A 13,810-nucleotide genomic window follows, 5' to 3' on the forward strand; every position below is an offset into this window, starting at 1 on the left:
GCCAGATAACTGGCAAATATTTAAGTTTTTGCTGTACTTACCCATGACACCTTCATTTAAAACTAACATAGCCAAATGGAACTTATGGATAAGGCATTACTGACAGGCGGTCCCAGCAGTTCCGGGAAGCAAAACAATATAACGGCCGGTTTGAATTTACTGGATTTGGTCCGCCCGCTGGTAAAGCTGGGCTGCTTCACTGGTGAATTGTGCTCAACTATGGGCGCAGTGTTGCAGTTATTCAGCTTTCCAGTGGTGTTGGTTAAAACGGATGGCAGAGTTTGCATCGGCAATAGTGCAGCGTCCAGATTATTTGGTTGTGATAGTGATACCCGTTGGCAAAAGTTGAATCTGGCTGATTTAGAGAGTTCAGAACCTATCGCCGATTTTCTCAACGATCTGCATGAAAAAGGTGAAATGCCTGCCATTCATTATAGCCTGCAATTAGATTCCAACACATTAGTTACCTGTCGGTTATCCGGGTTGAGATGCACAGAGAAAAGTGACAGCAGTGCGCTACTACTGATATTTGAACCCGAAGAATTGCCCTTGATGAACAGCCTCAGGATTGATTTGTTTGAGGCAAACCCTGCGGCCATCTGGGTTGTTGAGAGACACCATTTTCAGTTTTTAAGTACCAATAAAGTGGCGTTGGATTTGTTGGGGCTGCATGCTGAATATCTGCGGCACACAAGTTTGCTGGATTTATTGAATAAGCAGGATGTGGACTCGTTTCTGACACGCCTTGAATGTGTAATCAATGATAAGTCGCAACAAGGTGCACTGGGATTGTGGCGGGTTAGTTGCAGAGTGGAGGGCAGAGCAGAGCCTCGCTGGTTGGAACTGCTGGTAAATCCTATCCATTATGGCGGCAGGCAAGCATTAGCCATGATCGCTTTTGATGAAACTTCCAGAGTGCTGGCTGAGCAGGAAACCTTATCCTGGTTTCGGGATATCAGTCATCAACGCACTGAGTTGGAAGAAATACTGGATAATATGGTGGATGCAGTGATCACCATCAACGAAAAGGGCTTGGTGGAACATTGCAATCCCAGTACAACCAAGCTGTTTGGCTATAGCGCCAAGGAGCTGCTTGGGCAAAATATCAATACCCTGATGCCTGCCGACGTGGCCGCTCAGCATGACGGCTATCTGATGAACTACCTAAAAACTGGTAATGCGCAGATTATTGGGGTGGGCAGAGATGTCACCGCCAAGCATAAAGAGGGGTGGGAGTTTCCCATTCGTTTGTCGGTCTCTGAGCTCCCTCCGGCTGAGAATGGCTTGCGGCGATTCCTTGGTACTTGTCATGACCTGACCTTGTTAAAAGAGCAGGAAAAACAACTGTTGCTCAATCAAAAGCTAGGCGCGGTTGGCAGCCTGGCTAATGGGGTAGCCCATGATTTTAATAATATTTTGGGCATTATTTCTGGCTACGCAGAACTGAGCCAGATGGAGCTGACCGATGAACCCGCCGGTAAGTATCAGGAAAAAATACTGTCTGCCTGTGAACGGGCCGCGGTACTGACCAGAAAGTTATTGGACTTTTCGTCCAGCAAACCGGGCCAGGAGGATATCCTGGATATAGGTCAGGTAATTGAACATATGGATGAAATGTTGGTTGAGGCGGTGACGCGCTCGGTCAATATTCACTACCAGTTGCAGGACAACCTCTGGCTTGTGCTATTAGACAAAGGCGGCTTTGAAAACGTTTTGCTGAATCTGGCCATTAATGCCCGTCAGGCCATGCAGGAAGGGGGCAATATCCTGGTTATTACCCGCAATCTGATGATTGGCGCATTGGAAGGGCAATCACTTGGTATTGCAGCCGGTGAGTATGTTCAGGTCAGTGTTGTGGACAATGGTTGCGGTATGGATGAAGAAACCAAACTCAGAGTATTTGAACCATTTTTTACCACCAAGGGCCGGGATGGCACTGGGCTGGGGTTGGCTCAGGTCTATTCCTTTGTGCATCGCAGTGGCGGCGGAATTGGGTTGGAATCAACGCCTGGCCAGGGCAGCCGCTTCGAGTTGTATTTCCCCCGCTACCATGCAGACGAACAGGATATTGCTGCACAAGCCCCTGCTGTCAGCAATGACATAAGGCCACAATTCAGGCAACACGCCAGCATTTTGCTGGTGGACGATGAGAAGGAGTTACTTAGTGTAACCCGAGCGGTACTTGAAGCCGCAGGTTACAGAGTACTTCAGGCCAATAATGTTGACGATGCCATGCGATTATTGGGCACCCATAAGATTGATGTGGTGCTCACTGATGTCGTTATGCCCGGACGGGGCGGTATCTATTTATCCGAGCAAATAGACAAGTATTACCCGCATATAAAAGTTCAGTTGATCACGGGCTTTGCCAGTGAAAGGTCCAATCAACTTGAGCAGGAAAACCCGTATTACCGACATCGTTTAATTAAACCGGTTTCAGCATCAAATTTATTGAAGCGGATGGCCGAGTTATTGGTTGAGGCTCGTGCATAGCTTACCAGGAGTGACGTATGGAGATGGTTGATAAATATATTCTTTACTTTGAAGACGATCCGGACATTGCACAGATGACGACGACCGCGCTTGAAGCACAAGGCTTTGTGGTGCGTCATTTTATTTCCTTCCCGAATGAAGGGGTGAGTGCGTTGCGGGATAGCTTACCAGTCTCTCCCTGTCTGGTGATTCTGGACGTGCAGTTGCCTGGCGTTAACGGCTTTAGTATATGCGAAATACTACGCCGCGAATTCTTGCAAGACGACGTACCTGTGCTTTTTACCTCCGGGCTTATGCAGGAAGAAGATATTTTACATGCTTATGCGGTAGGCGCAGACGACTATCTGATTAAGCCGGTACGCCTAAAGGAACTGATACTCAAAGTAGAACAACTACTTCGCCAGCGGGAAACACGTCAGCAGGCCAGTGAACAATTTGATTCGGCCATGAAGATGGCGTTTGATGCAATGAAAACCAGCGCCGAGCTTGGCGATATTCTGCGCTTTATGGAATCAACGCATAAGGTGTCAACAACGTCGGAGCTGGCTGCGTTGATTTTTTCAGCGTTGGCCGGATTTGGTGTCAAAGGCACAGCGTATTTCGAATTAGATGAAGAAAGATATTTTCGTGATGATGGTCGGCAAGTGAGTCTGGAATTACAGTCCATTCATGAAGCTCGCAGTAAAGGAAGAATTTACAGCTGGAAGCAGTTTTCTTTTTTTAATTACCAATATTTCACCGTGTTGATTCGTGATATGCCCATAGATGATGAAGAAAGATACGGTGTGTTAAAAGATCAATTTTGCTTATTGTTAAATGGCGTGGATGCCAGAATTGAGGCCATATTGCTTGAGCGAAATAATCAGCAGAAACAACAGATTGCCTCAGATGTTGCTAAGTCTATCGCTGGTCTGGTATTGGAAATGGAACAAAGTAAGTCGGCCATGTCGGAACGCTTTGAACAGACGATATTAAATCTTGAAACCAACCTTAGCACCGAACTTATTCATTTCAACTTGCTTGAAGAAGAAGAGCAGACGCTGGTCACGCATGTAAATGCCGCTATTCAGGAAGCAAGTAGCATTTTTGAGGAAAGCCTGCAAAAAGAAAATGAGTATAAAGCGGTGATGCAGCAATTATTGAATAAGTTGGCAGGCTGAATAGAGTAAAAAACCACCAGTATATTAGCGCAATTCGTTTTCCTCTCCTAAAGTGGAAATACTGACAGGGACTTGGATAGCATGTTGAAAACTACACTGGTTCTACGCGACGCTCTGTTTATATTCGCAGCACTGCTCGGCGGTATGCTATTTGAGTGGCTGGGATGGGGTTATTGGGGCATGATTCTGGCCGTTTTGGCGGTATCTGTCGGCTTTTATACACGGAAATCCACCGCACCAAATATTGCAGATAATCAGCCCTTAAATCCTCCGCCAAAGGCACAGACTGAACATTTAAATGCCTTATGTGCTGAACTGGTACCGGCCTTAAAGCGTTGTGAACAAAGTCTGGCAGACAGTATAAGCACACAGGCCGATGCCGTTTTACTGCTGAGGGATTCATTCGAACAACTGCAAGGGTTAATGTCCCGCCAGGGAAGCTGTATTCATAGATTGCTGGGTACAGGTGAGAGTGAACAGGAATTTAACAGTGCCCGCATGCATGATTTTGCTATCAATACCGGCCAGATGCTGGATCGCTTTATTAACACCACGGTCGACATGTCTGCTTCTTCCATGGACTTGCTGGAAAAGGTCAACAAGATATACGAGTCCATGCCTCTGGTAATGAAGGCACTTAAGGATATTGATGAGATTGCTTCACAAACCAACTTGCTGGCTTTGAATGCCGCAATCGAAGCGGCCAGAGCCGGGGAGGCCGGACGGGGTTTTGCGGTGGTGGCTGACGAGGTGCGAGCCTTATCCAACCGTTCCGCCGAGTTTAGTGAGGCTATTCAGCGTCAATTGAAATCCATTCGCTCGCAGATTGAGGGGCTGACTCATGATGTGGGCAAAGTGGCGTCGCAGGACGTTAGCTATGTGATCGAGTCAAAGAAGAAGATCCAGGGAGCGCTGGATATGATTGTGGCAAAGTCTGATGAAGATGAACTGACCACGAAAGAGTTGGATCAGGTGGCGCATCGCCTCGAAGGCGCCTTGCATAATGCTATCCGGGGTTTGCAATTTGACGATATCAATAGCCAGAACCTGAATTTCAGTAGGGGGGTTATCGAGTTTATCCATGATCATCTAGCGCAATTGGATGACGATAACTTGCCTGCTTTAATCGAGGAGTTCCACGGCTATCTTGAAACCATGCGCATTGACAGACAGACCCGGCGCAATCCGGTGTCGTCTTCTTCTGTCAGTGCAGGGGAAGTGGAACTTTTCTAAACCGGCACCAGGGAGACACGTCGATGTCTGATATTCATGTTATTTCATTACCTGAAAGGTTCGACTTCAGTTTCCACGGGCCTTTTACCCAGGGCTATCAAGGGGTGATTGATAGCAAGTCTGCCAAACACATTGTGCTGGACTTTAGTCGGGTGGCTTATTTGGACAGTTCTGCACTGGGTATGATGGTGCTGTTGCAGAAACGGGCGTCGGCCGCTGGCATAAAAGCCTCTATACGGGGGGCCAAAGGGACCGCGCAGGAAATATTGAACATGGCCAATATGCAGAAGATTTATGGATTCGCCTGAGTTTTTTATCGAAGCGCCTGAAGATCATACCAAAGTGTTGCTGGTTGAAGATAACGGCGTGCATAGCAAAATGCTGACAGCCTATTTTTTACAAAATGGGCTGAACTGCGATGTGGCTGCCAATCTGGCAGAAGCGCGCAGCCTCGCCGCAGGTAAGGTCTACGACATTGTGTTGCTGGATAACCACTTACCGGATGGCTTAGGCATAGAGTTTATTGATGTGCTTACCCAACTGGGGATAGATATTCCGGTCATGATGATTACCAGCGATGACGATTACCAGTTGATACAAAGTTGTTTCGAACGGGGCATCAGCGACTTTATGCCTAAGCCTCTGCACTTGCCCTTGTTGCTGTTTAAGATGCAGAGGCTGATATTCAACTATTGGTTGCAGCAAAATGTTCAGGTCCAGAACAATCGTTTAGAAGAACTGTTGGGACAAAAGCAACAGGAGGAAAAGCTCGCCAGGCATGTGTATGAACACCTGTCTGCCAAGGAAAACAGCAGCTCATCCTTTGTTCATAGCTTAATGCAGCCTTCCAGTGCTTTTAATGGTGATTTGCTGCTTAGTCGGCTGTCACCCGGTGGTAATTTGTTTGTTTTGTTGTTGGACGCCACCGGGCATGGATTGGCTGCCGCTATCAGCATTTTGCCGGTGGTGTCTGTCTTCAGGGCCATGGTATCCAAGGGCTGCCCCTTATCTATGTTGGCCTATGAATTAAACCATAAGCTGACCAAAGAAATTCCCGGTGACAGATTTGTAGCTGGCATTTTAATCGAGCTGGATCCGCATAGAAAAGAACTCAACTTGTGGAATGGTGGTATGCCGGAAGCACTGTTGTGTGACGCCGATGGGCATATTCAGCACAGGTTTGTGTCCCGGCATATGCCCTTGGGGGTGCTGGAAGCGGGGGACTTTGACGCGGGTAGCGAAACCATCGCTATTACTCCTGCTCATGAGCAACTTTTTATGTTTAGCGATGGTTTGATTGAACAGCTATCGGCAACAGGTGAATTATTTGGCATACAGCGTGTAGAGCGACTGATTGAGCGAAGCAGCAACTCTGAAGCTATTGTCAACCTGGATAAAGCCCTACGCCATCATTGCCAGACGAGAGAATACAACGATGATGTGTCGATCTGCAGGATAGATATTCAGGGGTTTATGTACGAGGCCCGCAGTGCCAGCCTGCATGACTACTACCTGGACGGACGCCTGCATATTGCGAGCCGTTTTTGTGGCTATCAACTGGCCGAAATGGATTTACTAGCCTGGTTGAATTCCATATTACAGGCCAGCCCGATGAAGCCGGAGTTGCGTCAGCGCGTTTTTACTGTCAGCGCCGAACTTATCAGCAATGCCTTGGATCATGGCGTATTGAAGCTGGATTCCGTGCTTAAGAACGATGTAGACGGTTTTATCACCTACATCGAGCAGAAAGAACAGCGCACCGCATTGCTGGCAGAAAATGATTGGGTAGAGCTGGCCTTGGATTGGGTCACACCCAGCAATGAGGTGACCATCAGGGTGAAGGATTCAGGTCAAGGCTACAGCCTGACGGAGCACACCCAAGCTGAAGTAGACGGCTTGTCGGGGAGGGGACTGTCTTTGGTTCGCACCCTGGCAAGCGTATTTCAGTGCGAGCCACCCGGCAACCAAACAACAGTGTTAATCAGGTGAGAACATTATGACGAAACAGGTACTGATTGTTGACGACTCGCCGTCTATCCGGCAGATGGTAGAGGCCACACTTAAATCGGCAAGCTATGGTGTCACCGCCGCCAAGGACGGACAGGAAGCCTTTGATATTTGTAAAGGTGGTAAAAGCTTCGACTTTGTGTTGACTGACCAGAACATGCCCAGAATGGACGGTCTGACCCTGGTTAAATCATTGCGCTCACTGCCTGCTTTTGCCCGCACCCCTATTGTGGTGCTGACGACCGAAGCTAGTGATGAGATGAAAGCGCAGGGCAGAGCAGCCGGGGCGTCTGGCTGGATGGTCAAACCTTTTGATCCACGTAAGTTGTTGGAAGTGGCTGCCAAAGTGATGGGATAAGGAATCGCGCACATGTCTATCGAGATGGAGCAGTTCCACAATGTGTTTTTTGAGGAAAGCCAGGAGCATCTGGACGAGATGGAACAGTTTCTGATGGAGCTGGATCTTGATTCACCTGACAAGGAATTACTCAACAGCATATTTCGGGCAGCCCATTCCATTAAGGGCGGCAGTGGCATTTTTGGTTTTGATGCCTTGACCGGTTTGACCCATGTGATGGAAAACCTGCTGGACAGGGCTCGCAAGGATAGCTTGACGTTGACCTTATCTATTGTGGATGTATTACTCAGTACCGTGGATATTCTCAAGGGTATTTTGCACAGCTATCGTACGGGAGGCGATATTGATTGGTCAGCCATCGCGGCCGGAACAGAGGCTCTGGATGCCGTTTTGGGGACCTCTGCCCCTTCAGAAAGCCAAACACAAGGGTACGGCTTGTTTGAGCAGCCATTGCTGGTAAACGAACCTGAAGGATTTGGACTCTTTGCCGATGAGCCTGGTGCTGAAAAGGATGAAGGATTTGGATTTTTTGCTCCGTCAGATGAGCCTGTAAGTGCCAGAAATGAGGATGAGCAGGCTTTTGGATTGTTTGAACCTTTGCCTCCTGCGTCTGAGAAACCGGCTGAGGCAGAAACAGCACAAAAGCAGCCTGAAGAAAAATCAGCGCCACAGCCGCTAAGCAGATCTGCAACGGAGCGAAAAGGGGGAGCTGCTGCCAGCGAGTCCAGCACCATTCGGGTTGATACCCAGAAGATTGATGCGCTGGTTAATCTGGTTGGCGAGCTGGTGATTACTCAGTCCATGTTAAGCATGATCTCTGGTAACGATAGCGCCGAGGCCGAGGAAAGAAGGCTGGCGGCGTTAGCTGAACTGGAGCGCAACACCCGTGAGATTCAGGAAGCGGTGATGTCAATGCGTATGTTGCCCATGTCATTTGTGTTTAATCGATTTCCACGTTTGGTCAGGGATTTATCCGGCAAGTTAGGTAAGAGCGTCGAGCTTTGCATAGAAGGTGGCAGTACTGAGATAGACAAAGGCTTAATCGAAAAACTGGTGGACCCACTAACGCATCTGGTTCGCAACAGCATTGATCATGGTATTGAGAAGCCGCAACGCCGAACTGAATGTGGCAAGAATGAAGAAGGCTTGCTGACGCTTCGGGCGGCCCATAAAGGCGGCAGCATACTGATCAGCATTATTGATGATGGTGCGGGGCTGAACCGTGAAAGAATTTTAGCCAAAGCCTATGAAAACTCGGTATATGTGCCTGAGCACCCCAGTGACACCGACGTTTGGAATCTGATTTTTGCTCCCGGCTTTTCCACCGCCGCAGAAGTCACCGATGTATCCGGGCGCGGTGTCGGCATGGATGTGGTACGGCGTAACATTGAAGCGTTGGGCGGACGAGTGGAGATTGAATCTGAACAAGGGCAAGGAGCGGCATTTCATATTCGCTTGCCATTAACCCTGGCGATTCTGGACGGCATGTGCGTTGCCGTTGATGGGCAAGTGTATGTGGTACCGCTGGTGAATATTATCGAATCCATTCAGCCGCAACCTGAACAAATCAAAAGTATGGGTAATGACAAGCTGCTGTGGGTACGTGACGAGTATTGGCCTTTGCTGCAACTTGGTCAGCATATGGGGGTTCAGGCCAGGCATCAGGATGCCACACAGGGCATTGTGGTACTGATAGAAAGCGCGAAGAAGCGATTTGGCTTACTGGTAGATAGCCTGGTGGGACAGCAGCAAGTAGTGATTAAAAGTTTAGAACAACACTACAAAAGGGTCGCTGGCGTCGCCGGAGCAACCATTATGGGGGATGGCAGTGTTGCGCTGATAATAGATGTTGAATCACTGTCTTCCAAGGTGAAAACAGCCCCACAACCAGTGCGGGAGGCATCCTGATTATGGCAACCAATAGTGCATTGGCGACACATACACAGCAACGTGAATTTCTGACCTTCGTACTTGGCGAAGAACATTATGCACTGGATATCATGGCAGTGAAGGAAATCCGTGGCTATGAAGCCGTGACACGCATTGCCAATGCCCCGCCCTTTATCAAAGGGGTATTGAATCTACGTGGCGATATCGTTCCGATAGTGGATTTACGTATGAAGTTCAACGTCGGCGAGGCCACTTACACTGAATTTACTATTGTCATCATGCTGCATGTGGATAACCGCATTGTCGGTGTGGTGGTGGATGGTGTGTCTGATGTTATCAATCTGTCTGACGACGAAATTCGCCCACCTCCGGAGTTCGGGGTGGCGTTTGACAGTCAGTATCTGGTGGGATTGGCCGCAGTTGATGAGCAGTTGGTGATTCTGGTCAATATAGAGAAACTCATTTCCAGCGACGAGTTGGGCTTGTTCGAGCAAAAGCAGAACACAGTACAGGAGTGAAACATGAAAGCGCTCAAATGGATAAATGACCTGAGTATATCAATGAAGATGTTAGGTGTTGGTTTGTTAGTCGTGGTTGGTGTTTCATTGCCTACTTACATGCTGCTTGAAACATCTTATGCTGCCCAGGAGGCAGCCGAAGCTGAGTTAGCTGGCACCGATCCTGCTGACTCAGCTCTGGATCTGATGCGAAATATCGCTATGCATAGGAACTTGTCGACCCGGATAATCCAGGGGGAAGGCCAATTGCACGCAGAGATGTTGTCCAGACGGACGCAGGTTAGCAACAACCTGGATAAGCTGGCCAATCAGATGCAGGGCGTATCCACAACGTCTATCGACCCATTGCAGCAAAGTTGGCAACAAACACTGGCGTTGGTGGACCGTAATGAAGCGGTAAAAACGGTTTTTGACGCACATTCACAGAATATCGCTGAAACCCGTAAATTACTCTACGCCGTCATGCGGGAGTCTGGCATGGCTTATGATCCGGAACCTGTCAGTTACCACCTGATTATTGCTAACTATGAGGTGCTGCCGCGGCTGGTGGAAGTACTGGCACAGATTCGTGGTGTAGGCAGTAAGGCTTTGTCGGCAGGGACGGCAGTTGAAGCAGACAAAATAGCCATGGTATCGGCGATGGACCAGCTACAGACGCCACTGGAAAACTACATCGATAACCTCAGTGAGGCAGGTAAATATGACCGTTCACTGGATGGATACCTATCCAGTGCCAGACAATTACAGGAACGCATTGGTGCACTGTTGCAATTATCACGTCGTGAAGTTGTGGAAAAAACTTCCCTGGATTATTCAAGTGAACGTTTTACCGCAGATTTTAATCAGGTATTGGCAGGCTTTTACGAGCAAGGCGACAAATTATCCAGTGAACTAAATCAGTTAATCGCTAAACGTATAGACAGATTAGCCAATGAAAGGCTGGGCTCTATTACGGGGTTATTGGTATTTTTCTTACTGGCCGCAATAGCGGCATTCTATCTGGTCAGGGAGTTGATAAAAGCTATTAACAGAGCGATTTCTGCTGCGTCGGCGATTGCCAATGGCCAGTTTGACACTGAGCTTGACAATGCGCGGCGCGATGAAATCGGCAAACTGAATCACGCACTGGTTGAAATGACCGAAAAGCTGCGCGAAGCCGCCAGACTGGCTACCGAATCCATGCGTGTGAAGCAGGCATTGGACGGTGCTACCACCAATGTGATGATTGCCGATACAGATCGAAAAATCATCTATATGAATAAATCAGTGGAGACGATGTTACGAGGCGTGGAACCTGAGCTGAAAAAAGCACTGCCGGGTTTTGCTGTTGATAAAATCATCAACGGCAGCATGGACGGTTTTCATAAAAACCCGGCTCATCAGGCGTCTTTGCTAGAGAACCTGAAATCCACTTATCAGACAGAAATTAAGGTAGGTAATTTACATTTCCGCCTCACGGCTAATCCCATTGTGGCCCCCGATGGTAAAAGATTAGGGTCCGTAGTGGAGTGGCTGGATCGCACCCAGGAAGTACTTGCCGAGCAGGAAGTGACCAGGATTGTATCAGCTGCATCACGCGGAGAATTCAGTGACCGAATTGAAGTTCAGGATAAGTCAGGCTTTATGCTGACGATTGCTGAAGGCATTAATAGTTTACTGACCATCACCGATACCGGGCTTAAGGACATTGCCAAGGTGCTTATGGCGATTGCCGACGGTGATTTGACCCAGCGTATCGATAGTGAATATCAGGGCACCTTTGATGCGCTAAAAAATTACTGTAATGACACCTCTGACAAGCTCACCGATATGATAGGTCAGATACGTGAAGCCGCAGATACCATCAGCAGTGCCTCCAGTGAGATAGCGAAGGGCAATTCTGACCTGTCATCACGCACCGAGCAGCAAGCCGCCAGTCTCGAAGAAACGGCGTCAAGCATGGAAGAGTTAACCAGTACGGTGCGATTAAATGCCGATAATGCCAAACAGGCCAACGGTCTTGCCTCTCAGGCTGCCACGGTGGCAACGGATGGTGGCAGTTTGATTCAGCAAGTGGTCAATACCATGGCCTCCATCAATGAATCGGCACAGAAGATCTCCGATATTATCGGTGTGATCGACGGTATAGCATTTCAGACTAATATATTGGCATTGAATGCCGCGGTAGAGGCCGCAAGGGCTGGCGAACAAGGGCGGGGGTTTGCCGTGGTTGCATCTGAAGTGAGAACCTTAGCGCAGCGTTCAGCCAATGCCGCGAAGGATATTAAAACGTTAATTTCCGACTCTGTTGCCAAAATTGAAAATGGTAATCAGCTGGTGAATCAATCTGGTGAAACCATGAAAGAAATTGTCACCTCCATTAAACGGGTTAACGACATTATGTCGGAAATTGCCGCGGCGTCTGCGGAGCAGTCCTCTGGTATTGATGAAATTGGCAAAGCGGTGACGCAGATGGATGAAATGACCCAGCAAAACGCCGCCCTGGTCGAGGAGGCTGCCGCTGCGTCAGAAAGCCTGCAGGGCCAGGCTCAGCAGTTAGCCAGACAAGTGGCGACCTTTAAACTGGACCAACAACATCAGGTTGCATCCTTGCCGCCGGCAAAGCCAAAAGTGCAGGCCGTGCGTTTGACTAAGGAGAATCGCAAAAGCAAACCCACTATGGCAAAAGTGGCCGTTGAAGAAGATGAATGGGAAAGTTTCTAGCGGAGATGTCAGGTGATGCAAGGAGAAAAGGAATTCGCCTACACCAGAGCGGATTTTGACAGAGTACGCAAACTACTTTATCAGTTAACTCGTATTCATCTGGCTGATAGCAAAGACTCTATGGTGTACAGTCGGTTAGTCAGACGGTTGCGGGCCTTGAAACTGTCAGGGTTTAGCCAATATCTGCAATATGTGCAGGAACACGAAGATGAAGTGCAATGCTTTATTAATTCCCTGACAACCAACCTGACGTCGTTCTTTCGGGAGCCGCATCACTTTGACATTCTTGCTGATTACCTGCGTGAGCATAAAGTTAAGCGTATCTGGTGTGCCGCCAGCAGCACGGGGGAAGAGCCGTATTCTATTGCTATTACGGTGGCTGAAACCCTTGGTAGCTTTAAAAACGGCATCGAAATTATTGCGTCAGATATCGATAGCACAGCACTGCAAACAGCGCAAAACGGTATCTATGATGAAGAGCGAATCAAATCTTTCAGTGCGGACAGACGTAAAAATTTCTTTCTGCGAGGCAAAGGGGCGCAGGCGGGCAGAGTCAAAGTGGTGGCAGAGCTGTCTCGTATGGTGTCATTTCGCAAGGTTAATCTGACTGACAGGCACTGGGGGATTGAAGGACCTCTGGACATCATTTTTTGCCGCAATGTCATGATTTATTTCAACAAAGAAACACAACTGGAAATCCTGGAGAAAATGGTGGGGTTACTTAAACCTCAGGGATTATATATTGCCGGGCATTCCGAAAACTTCAGTCATGCCACACATTTGGTTCGGCATCTGGGGCGAACTACCTACCACCCTGCGCTGGTACAACCGGCATGAACGCTTTTGAACTGAATGATCAGCACCTGGCACCCACTCGGTATTATGATCGACACTTTGATTGTGACGCGGTGAAAATATTGCCCGGTGAGTATTTCGTTACGGTTGAAGGCACCATGATCGTGACTGTATTGGGCTCTTGTGTTTCAGTATGCCTGCGTGACCCGGTGCGTAAAATAGGTGGCATGAATCACTTCTTGTTACCCAACGATGGTGGCAGTGACAGTTCCAGCTGGTCAGAATCTGCACGATATGGCGCGTTTGCCATGGAAATATTGATTAACCACCTGATAAAGCTTGGTGCCAGCCGCAATGGACTGGAAGCCAAGGTGTTTGGCGGTGGTAATGTGCTAAGAGGCTTAACGCAAAACACCGTTGGTGAACGAAACTGCGAGTTTGTGCTGGAGTACCTCAGAGTAGAACAAATCCCTGTTTTGGCTAGTGATTTGCTGGACCAGTATCCCCGTAAAGTGTACTTCTTTCCCCACACTGGCAAGGTGATGGTACGTAAGATCAAGTCTCTGCATAACAGCACTATTATGGACAGGGAAAGCGAGTACAGAATGCGTATTCGTCATGCACGTAAAAGTGGCGATGTGGACCTGTTTTAG

At 48.5% G+C, this 13,810-nt stretch carries 11 protein-coding genes; all 11 read left to right on the forward strand.

The window, feature by feature from the left end; genetic code table 11:
- Window positions 1–84: 84 nt before the first annotated feature.
- Complete coding sequence (locus CSR04_RS21790; RefSeq protein ID WP_172449457.1) at window positions 85–2,493, forward strand: hybrid sensor histidine kinase/response regulator; 2,409 nt, start codon at window positions 85–87, stop codon at window positions 2,491–2,493.
- A 17-nt stretch (window positions 2,494–2,510) separates the two neighbouring features.
- A complete protein-coding gene (locus CSR04_RS21795; protein WP_102798455.1) occupies window positions 2,511–3,653 on the forward strand; it encodes a response regulator transcription factor in 1,143 nt (380 codons plus the stop codon).
- Window positions 3,654–4,229: 576 nt separating this feature from the next.
- Window positions 4,230–4,886, forward strand: coding sequence for a methyl-accepting chemotaxis protein (locus CSR04_RS25545; protein ID WP_245921826.1), 657 nt, complete (start codon window positions 4,230–4,232; stop codon window positions 4,884–4,886).
- Window positions 4,887–4,909: 23 nt separating this feature from the next.
- Window positions 4,910–5,194, forward strand: coding sequence for an STAS domain-containing protein (locus CSR04_RS21805; RefSeq protein ID WP_102798457.1), 285 nt, complete (start codon window positions 4,910–4,912; stop codon window positions 5,192–5,194).
- Complete coding sequence (locus CSR04_RS21810; RefSeq protein WP_102798458.1) at window positions 5,181–6,875, forward strand: fused response regulator/phosphatase; 1,695 nt, start codon at window positions 5,181–5,183, stop codon at window positions 6,873–6,875. The genes CSR04_RS21805 and CSR04_RS21810 overlap by 14 nt, the downstream gene beginning before the upstream one ends.
- Window positions 6,876–6,882: 7 nt before the next feature.
- Entirely contained in the window at window positions 6,883–7,251 is a 369-nt protein-coding gene (locus tag CSR04_RS21815) for a response regulator (RefSeq protein WP_102798459.1), read from the forward strand.
- 12 nt (window positions 7,252–7,263) lie between these two features.
- Window positions 7,264–9,159 carry a chemotaxis protein CheA gene (locus tag CSR04_RS21820; RefSeq protein ID WP_102798460.1) on the forward strand — a complete coding sequence of 632 codons (1,896 nt, stop codon included), beginning with the start codon at window positions 7,264–7,266 and terminating at the stop codon, window positions 9,157–9,159.
- A 2-nt stretch (window positions 9,160–9,161) separates the two neighbouring features.
- The gene (locus CSR04_RS21825) at window positions 9,162–9,659 is read left to right on the forward strand and encodes a chemotaxis protein CheW (RefSeq protein ID WP_102798461.1); all 498 of its coding nucleotides are present in this window, start codon (window positions 9,162–9,164) and stop codon (window positions 9,657–9,659) included.
- A gap of 639 nt (window positions 9,660–10,298) precedes the next feature.
- A complete protein-coding gene (locus CSR04_RS25300) occupies window positions 10,299–12,362 on the forward strand; it encodes a methyl-accepting chemotaxis protein (RefSeq protein WP_102798517.1) in 2,064 nt (687 codons plus the stop codon).
- Between the two features lie 15 nt (window positions 12,363–12,377).
- Window positions 12,378–13,199 (forward strand): CheR family methyltransferase, encoded by an 822-nt coding sequence (locus CSR04_RS21835; protein ID WP_102798462.1) that lies wholly within the window; start codon window positions 12,378–12,380, stop codon window positions 13,197–13,199.
- Window positions 13,196–13,810, forward strand: a complete 615-nt coding sequence (gene cheD / locus CSR04_RS21840) for a chemoreceptor glutamine deamidase CheD (protein ID WP_102798463.1) — start codon at window positions 13,196–13,198, stop codon at window positions 13,808–13,810. The genes CSR04_RS21835 and cheD overlap by 4 nt, the downstream gene beginning before the upstream one ends.

The organism is Bowmanella denitrificans (genome assembly GCF_002887595.1).
GTDB lineage: Bacteria > Pseudomonadota > Gammaproteobacteria > Enterobacterales > Alteromonadaceae > Bowmanella > Bowmanella denitrificans.

Bases quoted from the DNA above. Each gene is read 5' to 3' on its own strand.
- CSR04_RS25545 (WP_245921826.1), top strand. From the start codon at position 4,230: ATGGACTTGCTGGAAAAGGTCAACAAGATATACGAGTCCATGCCTCTG.
- CSR04_RS21810 (WP_102798458.1), top strand. From the start codon at position 5,181: ATGGATTCGCCTGAGTTTTTTATCGAAGCGCCTGAAGATCATACCAAA.
- CSR04_RS21805 (WP_102798457.1), top strand. From the start codon at position 4,910: ATGTCTGATATTCATGTTATTTCATTACCTGAAAGGTTCGACTTCAGT.
- CSR04_RS21835 (WP_102798462.1), top strand. From the start codon at position 12,378: ATGCAAGGAGAAAAGGAATTCGCCTACACCAGAGCGGATTTTGACAGA.
- CSR04_RS21790 (WP_172449457.1), top strand. From the start codon at position 85: ATGGATAAGGCATTACTGACAGGCGGTCCCAGCAGTTCCGGGAAGCAA.
- CSR04_RS21795 (WP_102798455.1), top strand. From the start codon at position 2,511: ATGGAGATGGTTGATAAATATATTCTTTACTTTGAAGACGATCCGGAC.
- CSR04_RS25300 (WP_102798517.1), top strand. From the start codon at position 10,299: ATGGACCAGCTACAGACGCCACTGGAAAACTACATCGATAACCTCAGT.
- CSR04_RS21815 (WP_102798459.1), top strand. From the start codon at position 6,883: ATGACGAAACAGGTACTGATTGTTGACGACTCGCCGTCTATCCGGCAG.
- CSR04_RS21825 (WP_102798461.1), top strand. From the start codon at position 9,162: ATGGCAACCAATAGTGCATTGGCGACACATACACAGCAACGTGAATTT.
- cheD (WP_102798463.1), top strand. From the start codon at position 13,196: ATGAACGCTTTTGAACTGAATGATCAGCACCTGGCACCCACTCGGTAT.
- CSR04_RS21820 (WP_102798460.1), top strand. From the start codon at position 7,264: ATGTCTATCGAGATGGAGCAGTTCCACAATGTGTTTTTTGAGGAAAGC.